Origin of the sequence: Bradyrhizobium sp. STM 3843, from assembly GCF_000239815.1 — a bacterium.
GTDB lineage: Bacteria > Pseudomonadota > Alphaproteobacteria > Rhizobiales > Xanthobacteraceae > Bradyrhizobium.
On record NZ_CAFK01000293.1, the window covers coordinates 49649 to 70372 of the forward strand.

Below are 20724 nucleotides of genomic sequence, written 5' to 3' on the forward strand. Positions count from 1 at the left end.
CATCATCGGAGGGTTACCATGGTCTTGCGTCGTGTTCAGATTGTGTTCGCTGCGTTAGCTGTCTTGTTTGCATCGGCCGCGCCGTCGCGAGCGGAAACCGGCGCCGTCAGCGTCGTGTTCACGAAGGGCGGCTTCATCGTTGGTGTCGGTGGAGGCGAGGGTGTATTGCACTTCCGCGGCCGCAATTATCCGTTCACGGTGTCGGGCATGAGCGTGGGCTTCACGATCGGTGCGTCGACCACCAAGCTCGTGGGCCGGGCATTCAATCTGCGTAGTCCTGGGGATATCCAGGGAAGTTATGCCGTGATCGGCGCGGGCGGCGCGTTGGCGGCGGGCGCCGGCGGAGTGCAGCTCCAGAATGAAAGGGGTGTCATTCTTCAGCTGAGCGGTCCCAAGGTCGGGGCGGAGGTGTCGGCGGCAGTCGGTGGGGTCACGATCGCGCTTCGATGAAGCGCGATCACTTCTGTTCCGATCTCAGTATCGATCGGGGACAAGGTCTATTCCCCGCAGACTGGCTTGATCGTCATAGCGGCGCTTGCCGGATCGTGCCGGCAGGCGCACCTTCTTTTTGCCGAGCTTTCGGAAGGGTATCGCCTCCAACAAATAGGCGATGCAGTTCAGGCGCGCGCGCCGCTTGTCGTCGGATCTGACGATGCGCCATGGCGCGTGCTCGGAATTTGTCGCCTCGAACATCAGGTCGCGAGCGCGTGAATAGTCGTACCAGCGACGATAGGATTCGATGTCCATCGGGCTCAATTTCCACTGTCGCAAGGGGTCGTCGATCCGCGCTCTGAACCTTAGCTCCTGCTCGGCCATGCCGACTTCGAGCCAGAGCTTGACCAGGATGACGCCGGCTTCGATGATGTATTGCTCGATCTGCGGACAGAGCGTCAGAAACCGCTGGTGCTCGTCCTTGGAGCAGTAACCCATCACATACTCGACCCCGGCGCGATTGTACCAGCTGCGATCGAAGATCACCACTTCACCGGCGGCAGGGAAATGCTGGATGTAGCGCTGCATGAACAGTTGCGAGCGCTCCCGATCGGATGGCGCTGGCAGGGCGATGACGCGAAACACGCGCGGGCTGACCTTCTCTGTGATCGCCTTGATCGTGCCGCCCTTGCCGGCGGCGTCCCGGCCTTCGAATACGACGATCACGCGGAGCTGCTTCTCCTTGACCCATGACTGCAGGTGGCAAAGCTCGACCTGGAGCTTGCGCAGCTCCTGTTCGTAAGCCTTTCGCTTCATCTTCGGCATGGTCGCGACGGGCTGCTGGCGCACTCATTCACCCCAATGGATGGTTACGCCGATATCGCCCGGCAAGCCTCCTGGGAAATCGATGACCTGGTAGCTGATGCGATAGCCGCGCGGCTTGAGATAGTCGTTCCAGAGCTGAAAAATCTCCTTCGGGATGCCGGTCAATGTCTTTTCCCAACCCGGTTCCATCTGGTTGATGGCGCGGCCGCGGTCGGTGCAGAGCACATTCGGAAACCGGTAGACCTGGACTTCGGTCAGGCCGTTGCGGACGGCGCGCTGTATCACGCTGGACGCAAGCTTGACCTTTTCGTCTTCCGAGAGGCCGGATGGCTTGCCGAGCTTCTCGAGTAATGCGCGCTTCTCGGCCTCTGCCGCCGCTGCCGTGCGCGCATATTGATCGGCTTTTTCCGCTTCCTTTAACGCGGCCTGGCGCTGGATTTCCTTCGCTGTCGGCAACAGGCTGTCAATATTTTCGGGCATGGCTCGATCTCCTAAAGGATCCGTCCAAGAGTGCGGTAGCGCCAAAGGCTGGGGGATTTGGCTCAGTGACCTTTGATCCAGATCAAGCGAGCCAGCAGCATGGCGGCCAGATTTAGTCGGGGCGTGCTTGCGCAAGGGAGCATCAATTGACCGATCAGCTGCATCCGATGACCCCGCACCACCTTCCGTTCTATATCGCCAGGCCCGGCGAGACGGACGTCTTGATGATCGTCATGGGCGTGTTCCTTGTCGCAGCAGTGCTCTGCGTGGGAAACCTCTATCTTAAACTCCACTCGCTCCCGGAGCGAATGGCGCATAAATCGCAAAAACTGCAGTTCGAGATCGTCGCGGTGCTCGGACTGTTGGCTCTCTTTACCCACATCCATCTGTTCTGGATCGCCGCTCTGCTGCTTGCCCTCGTCGATCTGCCGGATTTCGGAACGCCGTTGCGCAATATCGCGGGCTCGGTGGAGAGGATCGCGGATTCCGCTGACAGTCCCCCTCGATCAAACGAGCCTGAGAGCGGCGAGCTCGAAGAGGTATCGACCCGGGCGGATCGGGGCAAGCCGGAAGTGGAGCCTCAGAAGGGGGCGAAACAGGGAGCGCACAGTCATGCTTGAACTGCTTCTATGTTCAATGCTCACCGTACTCCCGGACTACCTCTATCGGCGCTACGTGCAAGGCAAGCGCATTGGCAAGGAAATTACGTTATTCTCGGTCTGGTTCGAGTTGCGGTGGGGCATCACGGCGTGTTTGATGCTGACCATTTCGCTCATAACTTTGATCTTCTATTTCCATCCCTCGACGACATCGGCCATGTTGTTCTTCCGCACAATTCCGATTGCGCCGGAAACAGTCGGTCGCGTCGCTGAAGTGAACGTCGGCTACAGCGCGCCGGTGACCAAGGGGACGGTCCTGTTCAGGCTCGACAGCGCGAAGCAGGAAGCGGCTGTCGAGACAGCACGCCGAAAAATCGCCGAGGTTGATGCCGATCTGGTTGCAGCAAAGGCTGATGTCGTCAAGGCGGAGGCGCAGATCGCCCAGGCTAAGAGCGACTATCAACAGGCCAAGGACGAGTTGGATGTCAAGACCGAGCTGCAGCGACGCAACCCAGGCATCGTTCCGCAGCGCGACATCGACAAGCTCCAGGTTGCGGTGAACGGTCGGCAGGCGGCGATCGATGCTGCAGTGGCGGCGAAAGAAGCGGCCGAGGCTCGGGTGACGACGTCCCTGCCGGCCGATAGGTCGAGCGCGGAAGCTGCACTCGCCCAGGCTCAGGTCGAGTACGACAAGACCATCGTTCGCGCCGGAGTCGATGGCCGCGTCGAGCAGTTTCTGCTGAGACCTGGCGACATCGTCAACCCGCTGATGCGGCCGGCGGGCATTCTGATTCCGGCAGGCTCTGGCCAGCGCGGGCTGCAGGCGGGTTTTGGGCAGATCGAAGCACAGGTGCTGAGGCCCGGCATGGTCGCCGAAGCCGCCTGCACGTCGCTGCCGTGGACCATCATTCCGATGGTCGTTGTCAATGTGCAGGACTATATCGCAGCGGGGCAGTTCCGGGGCGGCGAGCAGCTGGTTGACGCGAGCGCGGCCCGGCCGGGGACCATTCTTGCATTCCTGGAGCCGCTTGACCCGAACGGCTTGGCAGATGTGACCGCCGGCAGCAGCTGCATCGTCAATGCCTACACCAGCAACCATGAGGAGATCGCAGCCAAGGACACGACGACCTCGCAACGTATTGTGCTACACACGATCGATACGGTCGGCCTAGTGCATGCGATGCTGCTCCGGATTCAGGCGCTCCTCATGCCGATCAAGACGCTGGTCCTGAGTAGCCATTGAGAGGCCGCGTTAGATTCCGGGATGCCGCCGAAGCGGTGGCCTTGGGGCTGGTCACGTTAGGCACCGTCTGTTCGGAACCGTGCGGCGCGGGCAGGACGACCGCGTCGAATGCGCGATAACCGCCTCCGCTTTCGCTTTGTGGAGAGCTCGCCGGCGACCCCGCGCACGAGGGCGAGGTTGGCTTCGTCAAAAAGTGCTCGCGCGGCCTCGAGCGCGGTCGGGCTCTCTTTCACGTGCAGCCGCCAATACACCGGGGCAACACCAGGAGCACGGCAGTCGCGGGAGACCCCGCCACCGCCAAATGCGCGTCCGCCGCGGCAGTCCGGCCGGAGCGGACGGTGTCAATTCAGCACTGCGTATAGACGCGGCCATAAGCGTCCGTGACCTGCCTGCAGCCCGGACTGACCGCATAAGCGCCTGCTGCGGCAGCTGCCGCGGCGCCACCATAGACTACAGCCCGCCGGGTCGTCCTGCGTGCGACACCGGCGTAACTCATCGGCGTCAGCGGACGACCGACGCGGGCCGCTGCCGTGGACACCCAGCCCTGCGGGGCCGATGGCATCGGATCGAACAGGAGACCGCCGAGCAATGCGGCCACGGTCCCGATGCCGGCGATAGTCTTGCGAGTGGCCATTGTCATTGGTGTCCTCCTGGGGAAACGCCTGCTGGGACTTCATCGAACTCGGACATGGATTCAGGTGCGAGACTGACCTTCGTCATATTGGCCGATGGCTTGAAGGCGAATGCGTTGGCATCGCTGATGGCGTCGGTGTTCCAGCTCTTCACACGCAATGTATATTGCGGTGCGCCTGCAAGGGTCTTGCTTGTGATGACATACTTCCTCGGGATAGGATTCGATCCGGCCTCGATCCAGATCTGCCAATCCGTGTCGGTCCCGCGGAATGCCAAGTGCTCGCATTCGACGCCGTCAACGATAGCCGGACCGATGTGTTTCCCTTCGATGACGTCGCTGGTCAGGAGATCGAAGGCGTTGCTGACCAGGAGATCCATGCCCGGCAAGGTGACCGCGTGCGACTGTATGACGTCGACGATATGGTCGATCGATCCAGGCTCGTCGGCCTGGATATATGACTTGGCGTTGTTGCCGTAGATCGTGAGCGTCTTGCCGTCATAGATCAGCTCGGCGTCGGTATATCCTCCCGTGCGGTGAATTCGGAGCTTGTCCGGACGAGAGAGCCGAAAATCGCCGGAGCTGGCGAATTGAATTTTTTGCAGCTCCGGTGTGACCACCTCGACGTCACTGTCGAAACTTGCCGTGATCGATGACTGCGCCGCGACATAGTCGGTCGAGGCCTTGAGAATTGCCGCACTGTCGTCTGCGCGCGCGGCGCCGCTTGCGGTAAGCGCAGTGACTATCGCGGCGCATAGCCCGTTTCGAAAGCGATGCTTGCTGCTCATGACTGTCCTCCGGTTGTACGGCGATCCTTCAAGCGAGCGCCGGGCGCTCTCTTGATCTATGTCAAGCGTCCTAACTGCCATTGACCGCGGAGATGCCGCCGGCATCGGTCCGGCAGAACCCGCAAGACCCTTGATTTTTGTCAAAGGTCACTAAGCGCGCCTGCAGTTCGCTCGCCGCAGATTTGAATGGAGAGCACGATGGTACGTCGTGGAATGACGTTGTTGATCTTTGCGATTGTGCTGATGAGTCCGGCTGCGGCTTTGGCCCAGGCAGCGCCGACAGCGGCATCGCAAGACGAGCAGTTGCTCCTCAAGCCCGAGCAGCTCGAGGCGCTGGTAGCTCCGATCGCGCTTTATCCCGACGCGCTGCTTGCCAACATGCTGGCGGCCTCAACCTATCCACTGGAGGTGGTCGAAGCGGATCGATGGGTCAAAGACCACAGCAAGCTCAAGGGCGATGCGCTGAAAAAGGAGGTCGACAAGCGGGGCTGGGACGACAGCGTCAAGGCGCTCACGGCCACGCCGAGCGTCCTCGCGATGATGAATGACAAGCTCGACTGGACCAAGGAACTTGGCGATGCCGTTCTGGCGCAGCAGCCTGACGTCATGGATGCGATACAGCGCCTGCGCGCCAAGGCCCAGGCCAACAACAAATTGAGCTCGACCAAGGAGCAGAAGGTCAGCGTGCAGACCCAGGGCGAGAAGCAGGTGATCGTGATCGAACAGACCGATCCGGATATCGTCTATGTTCCGTACTACGAGCCCGCGGTCGTCTACGGTGAATGGCCGTATCCGGCCTATCCGCCGTATTATTTCGGCTATCCGTCCTATATCGGTGCCGGGATCGTCGCGACGGGGCTGGCCTTCGGCGCCGGCTTTGCGCTCGGTCGATGGAGCAATTACTGGGGCGGCGGCTGCAATTGGGGCAACAGGAACTTCTTCATCAATCGTTCGAACACGATCAACAATGTCGGCAATAATTGGCAGCACAATCCGGCGCACCGCCAAGGCGTTCGCTACAACAGCGCTGCGGTCCAGCAGCGCTTCGGCAATGGCCCGCGCGCAGGTAGCGCCGACCGCATGGACTTCCGCGGCCGCAGTGGAGAGCAGGTGCTCAATCCAGGCAAGGACCGCGCGGGTGCAGGTGATCGTGCAGGTGATCGTGACCGCGGCGACCGCGGGGCGCAAGCGCGTACGGGTGATCGCGCTGCGGGTGATCGAGCCGGTGGCGATCGGGGTAAGGCCGGTGACCGTGCGGGCGGCAACCGGCAATCGAAAGGCAGCGCCAACCGAAGCAAGGGCGGCGGGACCAAGCAGGCGCGCGGCGGTGATCGCAATCGCGGTGGCGGGCAGGCCGCCCGGGGCGGCCGCGACAATGCGCTGCGGGTGCAATCCGGTCGGGCGGCAAGCGCACAATCCGCGCGCGGCCGCGCTAGCTTCGCGAGCGCATCCGTGGCAAGAGGTGGCGGAGCCATGCGCGCCGGGGGCGGCGGTGGCGGCGGTTTTCGTGGCGGTGGCGGTGGTGGTGGGCGCGGCGGAGGAGGGGGCCGGCGCTCGGATCTCCTGCTGAAGCGCGATGTCGTCCTGCTCGGGCATCTGGAGAACGGTCTCGGCTATTACCGCTTCAGCTATCTGAACAGTCCGCAGACCTACGTTGGCGTGATCGCGCAGGAGGTGGAGGCTTTGAGGCCGGATGCTGTCACACGCGGCGCCGATGGTTATCTTCGGGTGTATTATGAAAAGCTGGGGCTCAGGTTCCAGACCTATCATGACTGGCTCGCCTCAGGCGGACGGATCCCGTCGGCAGGGAGGCTCTGATCATGACACCGCTTGCTCAGAAGCTGACTGATTGTCGCCGCACCACGGCATTGGCGGTCACGGCAGCTGCGTTGCTCGGGATCTCCGCAGTCTCCGCACAGGAAACTTACAGGACGCCAGAGAAGGCGGTCGCGGCCCTGGTCACTGCGGTGAAATCCGGCGAGCCCAGGGAGATGATCGAGGTGCTCGGATCGGATTCTGCGGAGATCGTCGAATCCGGCGATCGGATCGAGGATGCAGAGACACGTCAGAAGTTTCTATCCGCCTATGACGCCAAGCACGCGATCAGCTTCGCTGGCGACAAGAAGGCGACCCTGATGATAGGACCGGATGACTTTCCATTTCCGATACCCCTGGTGCGGCGGCGTTTCGGCTGGGAGTTCGACACCGGGGCCGGACGCATCGAAATCCTGTATCGCCGCATCGGCCAGAACGAGCTCGACGCGATTGAAACCTGTCTGGCTTACGTCGATGCCCAGAACGAATATGCTGACGAGGATCGCACCGGGGCCGGCCGCGGGGTCTATGCGCAGCGGTTTTTCAGCAACCCCGGGAAGCATGACGGCCTCTATTGGCCGCCCAATGGCGAAGCGAGTCCGCTCGGCGAACTGTACGCGAAAGCCTCGGCCGAAGGCTACAAGGAGGGAAGCGAGCCGCAGCCCTATCACGGCTACTATTATCAGATCCTGACTCGGCAGGGGCCGAACGCGCCCGGCGGCGAGCTGAGATACGTGGTCGGTGGAAAGATGATCGGTGGGTTCGCGCTGGTCGCCTATCCCGCGGAGTATGGCAACTCCGGCGTAATGACCTTTCTGGTCAACCATGCGGGAACGATCTATCAGAAGGACCTTGGCGAGCGTACCACGACGATCGCCAGGCGGATGATATCGTTCGATCCGGATCAGACCTGGAAAAAGGTCGAAAAGCCGAAATCATGAACGCGCGGTTCGCTTGTCGCCCGGGAGGCTACGAGCTACGCGGCTGCGCCCGCTGCCCAGCCTTGCGCAGTCCGAGACCGATTGCGACCCAGCCAACGCCGGCCACGATGAGATCGACGCCGAGGAACAAGCCCAAGATATAGATGCTGTTGACCGGCCAGCGTAGCACGATGATGAAGCCGAGCAGCAGCGTGACCAGACCCGATAACAGGACCCAGGTCCAGGATGCCTGGCTGGTCATGCTGAAAGCTAGCAGAATGCGGACCATGCCCGAGATGAGCAGCGACACGCCGAGCAGGAGCGTGAGCCAGACCGCTGCAAGCAAGGGATTGTCGAAGGTCAGGAAGCCGGCAACGATGTAAAGGACGCCCAGTAAGGCCCAGAGGATGGATCTGGCCCAGCTTTTGATCTGAAACGCGCCGATCAGCTCCGCGATCCCGGCGACGATCATCATCAGCCCAACGACCAGGACGCTGGCGACAGTGGCCATCGCCATGCTGCCGAGTGCCACGAAGCCGGCGATGATGTACGCGGCCCCGAGTGCAACGATCCAGCCCCATTTTCCGCTGACCTGGTCAAGGCTTGAACTTTCATTCCATTGTGCGGTCGTGCTCGAAAGACGCATGATCCTAGTCTCCATCGCTCATCCGCCGACCTTTGAGGCCGTTGCCACGGACATCATCGGCCGACCGCGCCGCAGGCATGCTGCGTTGCATCTACAACGCCTACAGTTCAATTGGACCCGCCGAGCGGGTCTTGATTTGGATCAATGGAACGAAACGCTGTCATCTGGAAGATTCGGATGATACGTCGGAACGTGATCACATCTATTGATTGAGCGGCCCGGGATTAGAAAATGAGCTCCGGTCGGGATTTTCTTTTTGGAAAGAAGACGCAACGACTGGCGCATTTGTCCACGCTCGCGATCCTCTTGGTGGCGTCGAATACCGAGCCTGTTGTTGCGCTGCCCCTGACCGCCTTTCGTCATCAATGGCAGGCCGAGAAGCATTGCCCCAGCGATCGCGTCGTCTGGCTCGATTTCGCCAAAGGTATCTACTACGTACAAGGACAAAGGCACTTTGCCAAAGGGCATAGCGGCAGCTTCGTATGCATGATCGAAGCACAGCGGAGCGGATATCGCCGCTCAGTCTTCGGTATTCGCTAGAAGTGGCCCTGTGCCAGTCATGGCATCGGAGTCGTCGCCTCAACACGGGCCTGACGGAAGCAATCCGTAGCGCGCCTGCCATCGTTTGAGCCAGATCAACGTCAGCCCATCGGCCTCGCCGAGCATTCCGCCATCGCATCTGCAAAGGAAAGGTGGGCACGATGCAATCCTTGTTGAAAGAAATCCGGCACAATCCATTGCTCTGGTTGCTCGTCGTCGTACCGATCGTGCTGGTCGTCGAAAAGGTGGCGCCCGAGGCGCATACGGTTCTGTTCGTGCTTGCGGTGCTTGCCATCGTGCCACTGGCAGCACTGCTCAGCCACGCCACCGAGGCCGTCGCCGCCAAGACTGGCGATGCGGTCGGCGGCCTGCTGAACGCGACGCTCGGCAATCTCACCGAGCTCATCATCGCCGTAACCGCGCTTCATGCGGGCCAGTACATGCTGGTGAAGGCATCGATCGCCGGCGCAATCGTTACCAACACGCTGTTCATGCTGGGTGCATCATTTTTGCTGGGCGGCCTTTACTACCACGTTCAGGAATATAACCGTGCCGGCGGCCGACTCTATTCGGCGCTGCTGTTGATGGCGACCGTCGCGCTCCTGGCGCCGTCGGCGGTTGCAGACCTCGATCTGACCCATGGCGAGCTCCTCACACAAAATCTCTCGACCGGCCTCGCCGTACTCCTCATCATCGCCTACGGCCTCGGCCTCGTGTTCTCGCTCCACACCCATAAGGAGTTCTTTGCCAGCGAGGAACATGGCAAGGCGGAGGCTCCTTGGCCGATCGGGGTTGCGGTCAGCACGCTTCTCGTCGTCACAGTCTTGGTCGCGCTTGTGAGCGAAATCTTCGTCGAGTCCGTGCAGAAGGCGGCGGAAACATTCGGGATGAGTCCGGCCTTTGTCGGCTTCATCATCGTGTCGATCGTCGGTGCCGCGGCCGAGATGGCGGTGGCCTTCTCAGCCGCACGCAAGAACCGACTCGACATGAGCGTTTCGATCGCGCTTGGCAGCGCCTCCCAGATCGCGCTGTTCGTCGCGCCGGTGCTGGTCCTGCTCAGCTACATCGTGGGGCCTGCGCCGATGAATCTGCAGTTCTGGCCCGGTGCGGTGACCATGGTGATGATCTCCGCCGTCATGGCCACTTTCATCACCAACAGCGGACGCTCGGCATGGTTCATCGGCGCGCTGCTCCTCTTTGTCTACGTCATTTTCGCGATGACGCTCTACGTCATTCCACCAGGGGCGCAAGCGCCAGGATGATATTTCCGGCAACAACGTGTTCGGCACGCTGCGGCCGCGAAAACACATAAGAGTCCAGGAGCTGAACGGTATTCAAGGGTGGGAGACTGGGCGCACTGCCATATCCCTCAAGAAGGGGAGGTGAGCGAGGTCTGGTCCGCTCGGCATTCCACAAAGTCGAGTAGCTGCGGTCGCGCCGCGAATGATAGTATTACGCACCCAGGAACGAAGTAGTATTAGTTATTGAATCTCGACTGTTATCGAGAGGGGATTTGCGATGTCAATCGAATTGCGGAGGTTTTCCAAGATTGAAATCTACATCTCAAAGCATGAAGCTTGGTCGATCCTGAAGTTTTTCTGGCCAGGGAACGGCATTTCAGAAACCAGTCTTACTGATGAGGATATTAACTTCGCACAGGGGCTTCTGTTGGAAGCTATCGATGCTTCGTACAAAATGGGGTACGTGCACATTGTCTACGATCAATTCTATGGCAAGATACCTGGCAGCTTTACCGATCTCGCGAGCATAGTAAAATCGTTCGCCAAGAAAGCCGCCAGACATTGGTTCAGGCATCTCGGCAGGAAAACTCTAAACAGCGCGGAAATATACGCAGCCGTGCGTCAACAAATCGCGCTCAATTTCAAGACGGTGATGGAGCTGCGCAAGCAGTCAGGAGAGCTGGTTTACTGATTGCATGTGCAATCGCTGCGGCCGGGCAACAACTGGGAGGCAGGCACCGCATCGAGCCGTGGCTACTGCTCGCGGACGACACGGAAGCCGTTCGATGGGTACCTTACATCGTAGTCGTATTTGAATCGCGCCGCTGACCGCACATATTTGGGATCGTTATTGAAGGCACCCCCGCGGAGCACGCGCTCCGAACATCCGCTTTTTACAAACGCGGAACCATCGCTCGGCGCGCCGCGATATCCCTCGCTCCAGCAATCCTCCACCCACTCGGCGGCATTGCCGGCCATGTCGTAAACGCCAAAGCTGTTTGGCTTGAAAGACCCGACCTCGATCGTGCTTTTGCGAGGTTCGGTTGTGCATCCCCAGCAATTGGCGTGATCTTTCTCGATGGTCCGCCCCCAGAAATAGGGTGAAGTCGTCGACGCCCTCGCGGCGTATTCCCATTCACTTTCGGTCGGCAGCCGGTAGGTTTTTCCAGTCTTTCGGGACAGCCATCCGATATAAGCTTTCGCGTCATTCCAATCGACGTTTGTCACGGGTCGTCGGCCTCGTCCAAGTCCTCGATCGTCTGGCCGATAGGTGCAGCCCTTATCGACGAGACAGGCGTCCCATTCAGCATAGGTCACTTCATAGCGCCCTATGTAGAACGGGTTTCGAATTGAGACGTCATGGATTGGACCTTCGAAGGGGATCTCCGTCGAACCCATGGCGAAGGTGCCCGGCTGTATCAGAACGAGTTCCGGACATTCGGCGCAATCCTGGAGCGTGGAGGAGGGGGCGCGCTCAGCGGTAGCCTGCGGCTTTGATGGGGTATTGGGAACGAGGGCTTGAAGCCGTTCACGCGCGGCCGAAACAAAGGCGCCATTCGGATATGCATCGATGTAAGCCTGAAAATTGGCCGCGCTGTCGCTGCTCTTGATGGTGTCCCAGAAGCCCTGTTCCAAGGAGTCAGGTGAATGCGTGGGCCCTCGGAGTGCAAGACTGTTCGATCCGCCCTGTGGCATAACAACGAAATCGGCCGTATCGATCGAAGTTTCCCACGGCACTTGCTTGTTGCGCGTCGCTTTGGCGACCCCCGTCCGGGTGAGCCGGAAGGCATCCTTGAACGTCCGCCCCGGAACCTTGGCTGCCTTCAAGAATTCGCTCACAAAGAGGCCTTGAGAACCCGTCTGGTCGTCGACAATCTCGCCGGGCGCCGCGGAGTAGGCCTGGGTTATTCCATGGATCGGACGCAGATTTGCAAGGCCGGCTGCGCGTGTGGAGCCTTTTTGCTGCCAATCGTTCTTTCTCGCCGCGTCAAGAATGATCGCCGCTCCTTTCGGGCGGTCAACGATCAACGGATCGAGAATAAGGTCGGTATCCACCGCTTGTGAGGAAATGTCCGCATCGGAAGACACCGATGCGTCAACAGGGACCAAAAAATTTCGATCCTGGCTTTGAACCGCATGACCCGCAAAATATACCAAAACCGTGTCACCTCGTCCCAGCTTTTGGCTAAACCGTTTGATCGCCGCCTCCATGTCGGCTCGCTTCGTATCCTCGGCATAGACCACATCGAAGCCGCCGTCTCTTAACAGCTGCGCCACTCTCTTCGCATCACCTGTTGCTGCAGGGAGGGGAGACAGCGAATACGCTCCGTTCCCAATGACCAGGGCGACGCGCTTTCCTGGTCCTGACATTGTTGCGTCCTGTCCGAAAGCAGACGAGGCAGCAAAGAATGCGAGATCTGCCAATATAGCGAAGAGCAGCACTAACGTGCGATTTCCAGTCACGAAAGCCATGAGCCATCTGCCTTGAATATTCGCGACGCCGTTACGATGCACATTCCGGCCGGGCCGATTCAATTCGACCCGCGGCACTTAGCTCGTAGGCAACTCGCGGCATTGAACTATGCTAACACGCTGACGAATTTCCAACAAAAAGTTGCGGGGACGCCGGGCCCGCAATATACTTTGTCATGTTCGTTTATGACTGGCAATGATCTCGCGGAAGCTGGTGCTGTGAAGATTATTCGCTTTGTTGGTTTGCTCATTTTTCTGCTCGCAACGGCGTTCGGCATTTCGACTGAGGTTCGGGCCGAGGGCAGGGTCGCTCTGGTCGTTGGAAATGCGACCTATCTAAATGCGCCGCCGTTGCGCAACAGCAAGAATGACGCGGATGACATTTCCCAGCAATTGCGGCGCCTGGACTTTGATGTCGTCGATGGCCGCGATCTGGATGGTCGAGGTATGCGGATGGCGCTCACGCGCTTCGCTCAGAAATTGAAGGGCTCTGAAGCAGCCCTTTTTTATTATTCGGGACACGGCCTGCAGATCGAGGGGCAGAATTACTTAGTCCCGGTGGATGCGCCGGGTGACGAGGGTTCAATGATGCCTTTCGACCTTGTCAAACTTGACGAGGTGATCGAGGCCCTCGGATATACGAGCGGGATCCGCCTCCTCATTCTGGATGCCTGCCGCAACAGTCCATTTGCAAAGCGTGTGGCCCAGCATGGTTCGACGCGCGGTGGTGAGCTCACCAGAGGCCTCGCTCGAATCGAGCGAACACAAGGCATGCTGATCGCCTACTCGACCCAGCCAAATATGGTTGCGGCCGATGGTACCGGACGTAACAGCCCCTTCACGCAAGCCCTCTTGCAGGAGATGCAAGTGCCCGGCCTTGAGGTAGGAACTCTGTTCCGACATGTGGCCATCGACGTGAACCGTGACACCCAGGGTCGGCAAACTCCCGAACTCTCCTTCTCATTGCTTGGAGAGTTCTACCTGAATTCGCAGGAGAGCGACCTGGACGCCTGGAAAAGGTTGGGGCCGTCCGCAAATGCGGACGCACTCAAGGAGTTCATTGCCAAATTTCCTACGAGCAGTCTTATAGACGCCGCTCGTGCCCGGATCGCTGCGCTTGAAATCACCAGCGAACGGGAACGACTTATAAGGGAATATGCCGAGAAAGAGCGGCAGCTGCGGCTTGAACTGGAACAAGCCGAGGCGGGTTTTCGGAAAACCAGCGCCGAGCTGGATGAGTTGCGGAAGCGCAACGAAGCCAGACGCGTGGATGAACAGCATGTGATGCCCCAAAATCAATCGACAGATCAGGTGTCGGCGGCCAATCTGCCTCCCGCTAGCGAAAAGAAGGAGCAAGAAAAAAAGGAGCAAGATCGGCTGGCGGCGGAGGTCACCGCCCTCGAGGCAAACAAGAAGAGGTTGGAAGCGGAGCGGGCTTCGCTGGAAGAGGCGTTGAAAGAGAAGCTGTTCAAAACCCAGTCCGACCGCGAGCAGGCTGATCGGCGTGTCGCCATTGAGAATGCGCGACTGCCGTCGACTGCAACCGAGAAGCGGGTTACCACGGCGCCGACGCACCAACGATCGTCGGCAAACTGCCAGGAGCTGACCGCGCGCGCTCAATTGGGTGACATTGCAGAAGCGGATCGATCGGCGCTCAAGCTCTGCCGTTAGGACGAGGCTTAATTTGGGGCAAATGGTTCATGAATTGTCGTTGCACAGCTTTCATTGTTTGCGTGGCCGGCCTGCTCGGAGCATCCGGGCAGAACGGGCTTGCACAGGCGGTCCAAAATCCACCAACGACGTCACCGCCTCAAACTTCGCCTCAAACTTCGGTTGCGCCACCGCCGGCGCCAGCGCCAATTCCATTTGATGAAGCGCTATTGAGAGCCGCCAACGACCTGCTTTCCAAGCTCGTCCTGCCGTCAGCTCCCACGAAGGTGGAACTCGTGATTGATCCTTTGATCGATGCCGCAACTGGCGCCCAGTCCACCGCCACCCGGTTGATGCAGGAGCGCATCAAGGATCTGGTCACGAAGTCCTACCCGCGCATTGTCGTGGCTCCCTTTTCGAGCGAAGCCTTGGACCGGTCGCCTCTGGTTCTCATCGGAACGTTTACTGCGATCAACAACGCGGGGGCGCCCGACGGCGTGAGGGACGCCTACAGGATCTGTTTGGCGTTGGCCGATCTGCGCAAGGGGAGCATTGTTTCCAAGGGGGTTGCGCGCGCAAAACCAGATGGCGTCGATGCGACCCCCTCCCCAGCCTTCGCAGACAGTCCCATCTGGGCCAATGATCCGGCGACAAAGACCTACATCAAGGCGTGTCAGGGATCGAAGCCGGGCGATCCGCTGGACGCTGTCTACATCGAGAGGATCGCGACATCTGCCTACGTCAGCGATGCCATTCTTGAATACGACGACAAGCGCTACCGCGAGGCTCTGGCTTTCTATCGCACGGCGTTACAAATGCCGGGAGGCGATCAGCTTCGTGTCCGCTCCGGCATTTATCTTTCCACTTGGAAGCTGAACCGGAGGGCGGACGCAACGGAAGCTTTTGGCAGGCTGGTCGACTACAGCCTGGCAGGAGAGAAGCTATCAGTGCGGCTCTTGTTCAAACCGGGAACCACACAATTTTTGGATGATCCTGAGATCACCGCGTCCTATCCCATGTGGCTGAGCCAGATCGCCATCCAGGCCATGCAGCGCGATGCCTGCATCGACGTCGTCGGCCACACCTCCAACACCGGGCCTGTGCCGGTCAACGAGCGACTCTCGGTTTTGCGAGCGCAATTTGTCAAGGATCTCCTCCAGAGAGCCGCCCCAAGCCTTGCAAGTCGTCTCAAGGCCATCGGGGTCGGATCCAGGGAGCCAATCGTTGGCACGGGCCGGGACGACGCCAGTGATGCGATCGACCGGCGTGTCGACTTCAATGTGCGGCGTTGTTGAGGACCGGTTTGCGCCTTTTGAGTCTCTGATGCGTGTCCCTTAGAAGCCCGCCTCTATCAGATCCTTACGTCCTTACTCTGATGACCGTCGGTGATGGCGATGCCGCTTTGGTGGACGGCCCGATGGCGTCACTGTCACGGTGATCACGTCCGAGTAAATCGCCGGGTCGTGAGGAACATGGCTGGCATCGGCAAACAGCAAGCGTAATTTGTGGGTTCCGGGTGGCAGTGTAATTTTCGCTTCGGTTTGGCCAGAGCCGAAGTGAAGGTGATTCAAGTCATTAGGGATCGGCTGGTCCAGCGGCGGCAGCTCGGAGTCGATCAGCAGATGATGGTGACCGGTGTTGGGCTTGTCCAACCCAGCCGGAGCAATGCCCATGTTGACCAGGCCAAAGCGGACCACAAGACTCGGCTTAACGTAATAGCCGTCCTTGGGATAGATGAAATACTCCTTGGCGTCCTTTGCGGAGGGCTTTCGTCCGCTGGTCGTTGAGGCCTGCGGCGGGGGCGACGGCACTTGATCAACCACTTTGACCTTAATGCGATCGGAAACCAGCGGCGGACTGTGCGGGACATGGTTCTTGTCGCCGAAGACGAGCTGCAAGGTGTGCTCGCCTGGCGTCAGTGTCAACTCGGCTTCGGTCTGGCCGGCGCCGAAGTGCACGTGCTGAGCATCGCTCGGGATCTCTGCATTGAGCGGTGGAGTCGGGGCGTCGATGATGAGATGGTGATGCCCAGTGTTGGCACGGTCGGAGCCTGCGGGAGCTACTCCCATGCCACGCAAGCCGAAATGGACCGTCGATTTTGTGGGGATGGTGTCGCCGTCCTTCAGGCCGACAAAGTAGACCGCAGAGCCTGGCGCAGATGATGTCGGAGTGGTGGTCGGAGCCTGCGCCATTACAGTCTCGCTCAAAACAACAAGTCCAAAGAGCGACACGACGAACGATGTCGCAAACCTATTGGTCATTAAAGCCTCCCCGAGAGTACAATCATCGCAAAAAATAAGGTCGATATCAGCTTGAAACGATATTCGATTGATCGGCCAAGTAAACGGGAATCTGTTGTTCATGCCGTGTCGGTCATTGAATCGTCGACCCGCCGGAAATCCCCATCCAGCTCAGCGTGCGCCCTTCGGCTTCGAGCCCAACAGATCGTGCGTCCCACTGATGCTGAGGGTTCCCGAGCACTCGAACCCACCGAAGATCCCGCATGAGCCGGTGACCGTGACGCGCAAGTCCTTTCGCTGGTACATGTCGATCGAAACGCCGACGCGCGAAAAGTCGTTGGCGCTGTTCGGCAGGATCAGGTCGATGTGTTCGGCGGCCCAACGCGGCAGACGCGCGTTGCTCTTCCAGAACAGCTCATTACCTGCGTGGTGCGCAAAGTTCGGGCCCACCGTGAGCGCGCCGTCGACGCCCTCGAACACGAAGCCTGTTTCGTCGATGTGAACGTTGACCCGGTCGGGCGCGACTGCGAAATGCAGCGAGGTGATGTCCTGCGGCTGTGGATCCTTGCCGAATTGCGCGCCATAGGCATCGTTCCATTGTCCCCGGTCGCGTCCAAGCCCGAAGCCGTGGCGGCCCGGAAGGTCCCGTGTGGAGAGAGGCCTCTCGGATAGTTTTGGACGCCAGATCTCTCGAAACCCCGTGCCGATCGTCGCCGCCATCGACAGATCGAGGGCCCAATGCGACGGCTTCTCCGGGCTTTTCCCTTCGGCGAAAGCGTCGAAGCCGTCCGTCGTCTTGGCAATGCGCAGCTTCTCGATCAGGTCTTTCCAGTCCTTTGGGAGGAAGGTGACGCCGTCGAGCGTATTGGTCGCTGCAGCGACCCCGTACCTCTCCAGTTGATGCCGGATGTAGGGCTTTTCGTCGTAGAGGCGCACGTCGGGGTTGGGTCCCGCGAAGTATTTTGCCAGATCGATCTGCGGCCGAAACATCGTTAGGCGCGCTGCGATCTTCCGATACGTGTCAGTCGTCGTCGGGCTGGTGGTCATCGCGGGGCTGGCTCCGAGTCAGGCCTAGTCTCTGATTGGTCAAATGGGGGGCGAGTCCGGTTCAATGCCTGCCGGCTGAGTAATGGTTCCGGCCGCACTCGGGAGGAGATCGTTTGAACCTCCGAGCTCGAAATACCGACCATCATACGCGGGGGGCGGTGTCCGCAGCGAGGCGATCAGAATGTCACTACGAAGCAGGGTTCTAGACGTGCTCAACGGTCCGGCTGTCGCGCGCATTCGCTTCCGGTTTCCGATCCGCGGCAGCCATGTCACGATTGCCCCTCAGACGTTTCATCACGTCGCGCGGGCGATCCGGCTCGGGCAGGTCAGCGTCCGCGTTCCCACGGATCTCCCGGCCGGCGTTGCTGCGCAATATAACGACGTCGCGCGGACCCGGGCGGACGGTACAGCGGTGGCAGCGAATACGCTCGAGGTTGTGTCAGCCGCAGGGCGGCTGGACGAGGCCTATATCGTCCACGAAAGCCTGCATGCGGCCTACGACCTCTTGCGCACCGGTCTTGATGCCAATGCCGAAGAAGCGTCCGCCTATGTCTGCACGGCGCTTTACTGCCGTATGACGGGCCTGCCGCGCCCTCGTTGGGCGAACGGCCCGATCTATGCCAACGCTGCTGAGGTGGCCCGAACGCTGCTGTCGCAATATCAGAAAGGTGATCCAGGAATTCCCTGGGTCGGCGAACATGAGTGGCGGTTGCTCCGCGCTGGAGTAGGTCTTGACCCGGTCTATACCAGCGGACCCGCCGGGATTCTCACCGGATGGCTGCTTGGCCAGCAATACACCCACGATGGCTGACCAGCGGGGGTGAACCGTTCTCACAAGCGCGAGGAGTTTCGGCTCCTCGTGCGATTGAGCGCATCAGGCGGCTAATAGGCCGAGCTTGCCGACCATCGCAAGCGAACGTTGAACGCTCTCTCGAATTGACAGCACCAACGGCTCGGCAGGCTGCCCGGCATCGTCGGCTTGGTCCAGCCGAATGGTCGGGCCGAATCGTTCGGCCATCTCGGTAACGATCTGATCGATCGATCGCGTACCGTCCAGCAGCTGCAGAAAATCCCGTGTCCGATCGTCCTCCAACTGCACTGTTTGATGGAGGAGATTGGTGACCAGCCGACCTGTTTGCGCCTGTCTTCGCGCAAGCAGGCTCGCCTGCGGGCGGTCGGTGGCATCTTTCAAGACAAAGGGGCGCGATAGCAGGAAGGAGACCTCGCCGCTGCAAGCCAGGATAAACATTGCCTCCGTCAGCACTTTCGGATCGTCATCTGCGCACCGGCCGGCCAAGAGCGCGCGGGCCCCATCGAGCAGTTCTCCGAATGACAATGCGCGCGGCCACGCCCGCCCGAGGCATAGGTGCGCAGCCTTCAGAAGCGGGTTGGTCACCGTGACTCTGCTGCCGTCCTGGCTCTCAAATTCCATCGCTGAATCGTCAGTCACGCAGCCATCGGGCTGGACCGGGCTGGAGGTGCTCAGCAGATAGAACCGAGGGACGAGATCGGGGTCGATCTGGCGCGAGAGGGAAACATCGTCGTGGCAGAGCAAGGTACGCCTAAAGCCGTTGCCGTCGATAAAGTCCTGGTACTGATCTCGCGCCATGAACTCACTGTCGGGAAACCGCTGCAGCGTCGCGCGGACCTCCTCGGAGTAACCCGCGAGGTAGCGACGCGAGAAGTCCGCGTCGCTCAGATATTGCAGGCCATGGTGGCCGGCGTCCTCGACAACCTTGTGCAGCAAGAACGCCTCGGCGCCCTCGTCGAGATCGTCGTGAAACAACAGTTCGTCAGGAGCGTTGAGAACGCGATGCAACTGATCGCGCATGACAGCACCGTGCACCGAATTGGCCTTCGAGCCCTCGCTCAGGAATTTCACGATCGCGCGAGCCTGCCCAACCTTGTCCTTCATCCCGGTGAGACGGCGGGTGTGGTACCGCATCATGTCGCGGACCATGTCGCGAAGATGCGAGAACGGATGCGCGTTGTAGCTGACATAGCAGACCCCGCGCGGTGCAAGGTTCTGCTTGAATATCGTCATCATCTTCTCGCGCACTGCTGGCGGTACCCATGAATACACGCCGTGGGCGATGATGTAGTCGAATTGCCCGAAACTTGCGTCGACATTCATGATGTCGCAATGCAGGAGCTTGATATTGCTCAGGCCTAAGGTGGCGATGTTTCGCTGACCGCGCTCGATCGTCACGCCGCTGAGGTCGACGCCGATGAATTCGCTCCCCGGATATTGAAAGGCCATCGGCAACAGGTTGCCGCCGACGCCGCAGCCGAGCTCCAGCACCCGGCAGCGCTCGACCGGCGCGGGCTGCATGCCGTAAACCGCAGCGACGGTTGCGAGATGGTTCGGGTGTGTGAGCCCGTAGACATGGCCGGGGTAGTAGACCTCGTCGTAGGGGGTGGGGACGGCAGTCGGGTGGCGATGCTCGGTTTGAATGTTCATGGTTCTCAGTTCCACGAATACGCGAAATTATCGTTCTCGATCGAGACGCGCGCCTGCTTGACGTCCTCCTTGGCAAGCGATCTGCTCAGGAATTCGCGCGCCAGCGCCGGCAGCAAGGTGTTGGTGATGATATTGTCAATCATGCGCCCGCCGGAATCTGGATCGTTGCAGCGTGACACAATGTGCTCCACCACGGCATCGTCATAGCTGAAGGCCGCGTTGTGATTGTCGCGGAGGCGTCGTCCGATCCGGTCGAGCTGCAAGCGAACGATCCCGGAGAGCATCTCGTCGGAGAGCGGGAAGTATGGGATCGAGACGATGCGTCCGAGAAGCGCGGCCGGAAACACCTTCAGAAGTTCCGGCCTCAGCATCTTGGCGAGCTCTTCCGGCTGGTCGCGATACTTCGGATCGCGCGACAAGCCCATGATCAGATCAGTGCCTACATTGGTGGTCAGAATGATCAGGGTGTTCTTGAAGTCGATCCGCCGTCCGTTTCCATCCTCCATGATTCCCTTGTCGAACACCTGGAAGAAAATCTCATGGACGTCGGGATGGGCCTTCTCCACCTCGTCGAGCAGGATGACGCTGTAGGGCTTGCGCCGGACAGCCTCGGTGAGGCGACCGCCTTCGCCGTAGCCGACATAGCCGGGCGGTGCGCCCTTCAGGGTCGAAACGGTGTGCGCCTCCTGGAACT

At 60.1% G+C, this 20724-nt stretch carries 21 protein-coding genes; 11 read left to right on the top strand and 10 right to left on the bottom strand.

What is annotated here, in order from left to right; translation table 11 throughout:
- Positions 1–18: 18 nt before the first annotated feature.
- Positions 19–450, top strand: a complete 432-nt coding sequence (locus BRAS3843_RS29745) for a hypothetical protein (protein WP_008972865.1) — start codon at positions 19–21, stop codon at positions 448–450.
- 24 nt (positions 451–474) lie between these two features.
- On the opposite strand, the gene ppk2 is transcribed toward BRAS3843_RS29745, so the two are convergent.
- Complete coding sequence (gene ppk2 / locus BRAS3843_RS29750; RefSeq protein ID WP_035983251.1) at positions 475–1257, bottom strand: polyphosphate kinase 2; 783 nt, start codon at positions 1255–1257, stop codon at positions 475–477.
- Positions 1258–1281: 24 nt separating this feature from the next.
- The gene (locus tag BRAS3843_RS29755) at positions 1282–1737 is read right to left on the bottom strand and encodes a hypothetical protein (RefSeq protein ID WP_008972867.1); all 456 of its coding nucleotides are present in this window, start codon (positions 1735–1737) and stop codon (positions 1282–1284) included.
- Between the two features lie 167 nt (positions 1738–1904).
- On the opposite strand from BRAS3843_RS29755, the gene BRAS3843_RS29760 reads away from it, so the two are divergent.
- Both BRAS3843_RS29760 and BRAS3843_RS29765 read left to right on the top strand, forming a co-directional pair.
- Positions 1905–2357, top strand: a complete 453-nt coding sequence (locus BRAS3843_RS29760) for a hypothetical protein (protein ID WP_083841463.1) — start codon at positions 1905–1907, stop codon at positions 2355–2357.
- The gene (locus tag BRAS3843_RS29765; RefSeq protein WP_035983225.1) at positions 2350–3579 is read left to right on the top strand and encodes a biotin/lipoyl-binding protein; all 1230 of its coding nucleotides are present in this window, start codon (positions 2350–2352) and stop codon (positions 3577–3579) included. The genes BRAS3843_RS29760 and BRAS3843_RS29765 overlap by 8 nt, the downstream gene beginning before the upstream one ends.
- A gap of 346 nt (positions 3580–3925) precedes the next feature.
- Here BRAS3843_RS29765 and BRAS3843_RS29770 read toward each other — a convergent pair whose 3' ends face one another.
- Positions 3926–4141: a hypothetical protein gene (locus BRAS3843_RS29770; RefSeq protein WP_244425502.1), complete on the bottom strand. Its 216-nt coding sequence runs from the start codon at positions 4139–4141 to the stop codon at positions 3926–3928.
- Positions 4142–4215: 74 nt separating this feature from the next.
- Entirely contained in the window at positions 4216–4998 is a 783-nt protein-coding gene (locus BRAS3843_RS29775; RefSeq protein ID WP_008972872.1) for a DUF2092 domain-containing protein, read from the bottom strand.
- Between the two features lie 198 nt (positions 4999–5196).
- On the opposite strand from BRAS3843_RS29775, the gene BRAS3843_RS29780 reads away from it, so the two are divergent.
- Both BRAS3843_RS29780 and BRAS3843_RS29785 read left to right on the top strand, forming a co-directional pair.
- A complete protein-coding gene (locus tag BRAS3843_RS29780; RefSeq protein WP_008972873.1) occupies positions 5197–6816 on the top strand; it encodes a DUF3300 domain-containing protein in 1620 nt (539 codons plus the stop codon).
- 2 nt (positions 6817–6818) lie between these two features.
- Positions 6819–7754, top strand: a complete 936-nt coding sequence (locus BRAS3843_RS29785; RefSeq protein ID WP_008972874.1) for a DUF2950 domain-containing protein — start codon at positions 6819–6821, stop codon at positions 7752–7754.
- A 28-nt stretch (positions 7755–7782) separates the two neighbouring features.
- Here BRAS3843_RS29785 and BRAS3843_RS29790 read toward each other — a convergent pair whose 3' ends face one another.
- Entirely contained in the window at positions 7783–8379 is a 597-nt protein-coding gene (locus tag BRAS3843_RS29790; RefSeq protein WP_008972875.1) for an HdeD family acid-resistance protein, read from the bottom strand.
- Positions 8380–8610: 231 nt separating this feature from the next.
- Here BRAS3843_RS29790 and BRAS3843_RS29795 point away from each other — a divergent pair, with 231 nt between their 5' ends.
- The 3 genes from BRAS3843_RS29795 (at position 8611) to BRAS3843_RS29805 (ending at position 10851) form a co-directional block, all read left to right on the top strand.
- Positions 8611–8919 carry a hypothetical protein gene (locus BRAS3843_RS29795; protein WP_008972877.1) on the top strand — a complete coding sequence of 103 codons (309 nt, stop codon included), beginning with the start codon at positions 8611–8613 and terminating at the stop codon, positions 8917–8919.
- Positions 8920–9080: 161 nt separating this feature from the next.
- A complete protein-coding gene (cax, locus tag BRAS3843_RS29800; protein WP_008972878.1) occupies positions 9081–10181 on the top strand; it encodes a calcium/proton exchanger in 1101 nt (366 codons plus the stop codon).
- 256 nt (positions 10182–10437) lie between these two features.
- Complete coding sequence (locus tag BRAS3843_RS29805) at positions 10438–10851, top strand: hypothetical protein (RefSeq protein WP_008972879.1); 414 nt, start codon at positions 10438–10440, stop codon at positions 10849–10851.
- 62 nt (positions 10852–10913) lie between these two features.
- Here the strand turns inward: BRAS3843_RS29805 and BRAS3843_RS39060 are convergent, their stop codons facing one another.
- A complete protein-coding gene (locus BRAS3843_RS39060; protein WP_083841460.1) occupies positions 10914–12632 on the bottom strand; it encodes an SUMF1/EgtB/PvdO family nonheme iron enzyme in 1719 nt (572 codons plus the stop codon).
- Between the two features lie 12 nt (positions 12633–12644).
- Between BRAS3843_RS39060 and BRAS3843_RS29815 the strand changes: the two genes are divergently transcribed.
- Entirely contained in the window at positions 12645–14303 is a 1659-nt protein-coding gene (locus BRAS3843_RS29815) for a caspase family protein (protein WP_050886545.1), read from the top strand.
- 209 nt (positions 14304–14512) lie between these two features.
- Positions 14513–15577, top strand: coding sequence for an OmpA family protein (locus BRAS3843_RS29820; protein ID WP_008972882.1), 1065 nt, complete (start codon positions 14513–14515; stop codon positions 15575–15577).
- Between the two features lie 72 nt (positions 15578–15649).
- Here the strand turns inward: BRAS3843_RS29820 and BRAS3843_RS29825 are convergent, their stop codons facing one another.
- Together BRAS3843_RS29825 and BRAS3843_RS29830 are read right to left on the bottom strand one after the other, a co-directional pair.
- Entirely contained in the window at positions 15650–16645 is a 996-nt protein-coding gene (locus tag BRAS3843_RS29825; protein WP_244425500.1) for a DUF4399 domain-containing protein, read from the bottom strand.
- A gap of 48 nt (positions 16646–16693) precedes the next feature.
- A complete protein-coding gene (locus BRAS3843_RS29830; protein WP_008972884.1) occupies positions 16694–17569 on the bottom strand; it encodes a hypothetical protein in 876 nt (291 codons plus the stop codon).
- 181 nt (positions 17570–17750) lie between these two features.
- On the opposite strand from BRAS3843_RS29830, the gene BRAS3843_RS29835 reads away from it, so the two are divergent.
- On the top strand, positions 17751–18380 hold the full coding sequence (locus BRAS3843_RS29835) for a hypothetical protein (RefSeq protein ID WP_035983230.1): 630 nt from the start codon (positions 17751–17753) through the stop codon (positions 18378–18380).
- A 63-nt stretch (positions 18381–18443) separates the two neighbouring features.
- On the opposite strand, the gene BRAS3843_RS29840 is transcribed toward BRAS3843_RS29835, so the two are convergent.
- Together BRAS3843_RS29840 and BRAS3843_RS29845 are read right to left on the bottom strand one after the other, a co-directional pair.
- On the bottom strand, positions 18444–19871 hold the full coding sequence (locus BRAS3843_RS29840; RefSeq protein ID WP_244425501.1) for a class I SAM-dependent methyltransferase: 1428 nt from the start codon (positions 19869–19871) through the stop codon (positions 18444–18446).
- Between the two features lie 164 nt (positions 19872–20035).
- Positions 20036–20724: AAA family ATPase (locus BRAS3843_RS29845; protein ID WP_035983232.1), on the bottom strand; the 689-nt coding region annotated here is incomplete at its 5' end.

What these genes read in the sequence shown, in the direction of transcription:
- BRAS3843_RS29745 (WP_008972865.1), top strand. Translation starts at nt 19, where the DNA reads ATGGTCTTGCGTCGTGTTCAGATTGTGTTCGCTGCGTTAGCTGTCTTG.
- ppk2 (WP_035983251.1), bottom strand. Translation starts at nt 1,257, where the DNA reads ATGCCGAAGATGAAGCGAAAGGCTTACGAACAGGAGCTGCGCAAGCTC.
- BRAS3843_RS29755 (WP_008972867.1), bottom strand. Translation starts at nt 1,737, where the DNA reads ATGCCCGAAAATATTGACAGCCTGTTGCCGACAGCGAAGGAAATCCAG.
- BRAS3843_RS29760 (WP_083841463.1), top strand. Translation starts at nt 1,905, where the DNA reads ATGACCCCGCACCACCTTCCGTTCTATATCGCCAGGCCCGGCGAGACG.
- BRAS3843_RS29765 (WP_035983225.1), top strand. Translation starts at nt 2,350, where the DNA reads ATGCTTGAACTGCTTCTATGTTCAATGCTCACCGTACTCCCGGACTAC.
- BRAS3843_RS29770 (WP_244425502.1), bottom strand. Translation starts at nt 4,141, where the DNA reads ATGCCATCGGCCCCGCAGGGCTGGGTGTCCACGGCAGCGGCCCGCGTC.
- BRAS3843_RS29775 (WP_008972872.1), bottom strand. Translation starts at nt 4,998, where the DNA reads ATGAGCAGCAAGCATCGCTTTCGAAACGGGCTATGCGCCGCGATAGTC.
- BRAS3843_RS29780 (WP_008972873.1), top strand. Translation starts at nt 5,197, where the DNA reads ATGGTACGTCGTGGAATGACGTTGTTGATCTTTGCGATTGTGCTGATG.
- BRAS3843_RS29785 (WP_008972874.1), top strand. Translation starts at nt 6,819, where the DNA reads ATGACACCGCTTGCTCAGAAGCTGACTGATTGTCGCCGCACCACGGCA.
- BRAS3843_RS29790 (WP_008972875.1), bottom strand. Translation starts at nt 8,379, where the DNA reads ATGCGTCTTTCGAGCACGACCGCACAATGGAATGAAAGTTCAAGCCTT.
- BRAS3843_RS29795 (WP_008972877.1), top strand. Translation starts at nt 8,611, where the DNA reads ATGAGCTCCGGTCGGGATTTTCTTTTTGGAAAGAAGACGCAACGACTG.
- cax (WP_008972878.1), top strand. Translation starts at nt 9,081, where the DNA reads ATGCAATCCTTGTTGAAAGAAATCCGGCACAATCCATTGCTCTGGTTG.
- BRAS3843_RS29805 (WP_008972879.1), top strand. Translation starts at nt 10,438, where the DNA reads ATGTCAATCGAATTGCGGAGGTTTTCCAAGATTGAAATCTACATCTCA.
- BRAS3843_RS39060 (WP_083841460.1), bottom strand. Translation starts at nt 12,632, where the DNA reads ATGGCTTTCGTGACTGGAAATCGCACGTTAGTGCTGCTCTTCGCTATA.
- BRAS3843_RS29825 (WP_244425500.1), bottom strand. Translation starts at nt 16,645, where the DNA reads ATGAACAACAGATTCCCGTTTACTTGGCCGATCAATCGAATATCGTTT.
- BRAS3843_RS29830 (WP_008972884.1), bottom strand. Translation starts at nt 17,569, where the DNA reads ATGACCACCAGCCCGACGACGACTGACACGTATCGGAAGATCGCAGCG.
- BRAS3843_RS29835 (WP_035983230.1), top strand. Translation starts at nt 17,751, where the DNA reads ATGTCACTACGAAGCAGGGTTCTAGACGTGCTCAACGGTCCGGCTGTC.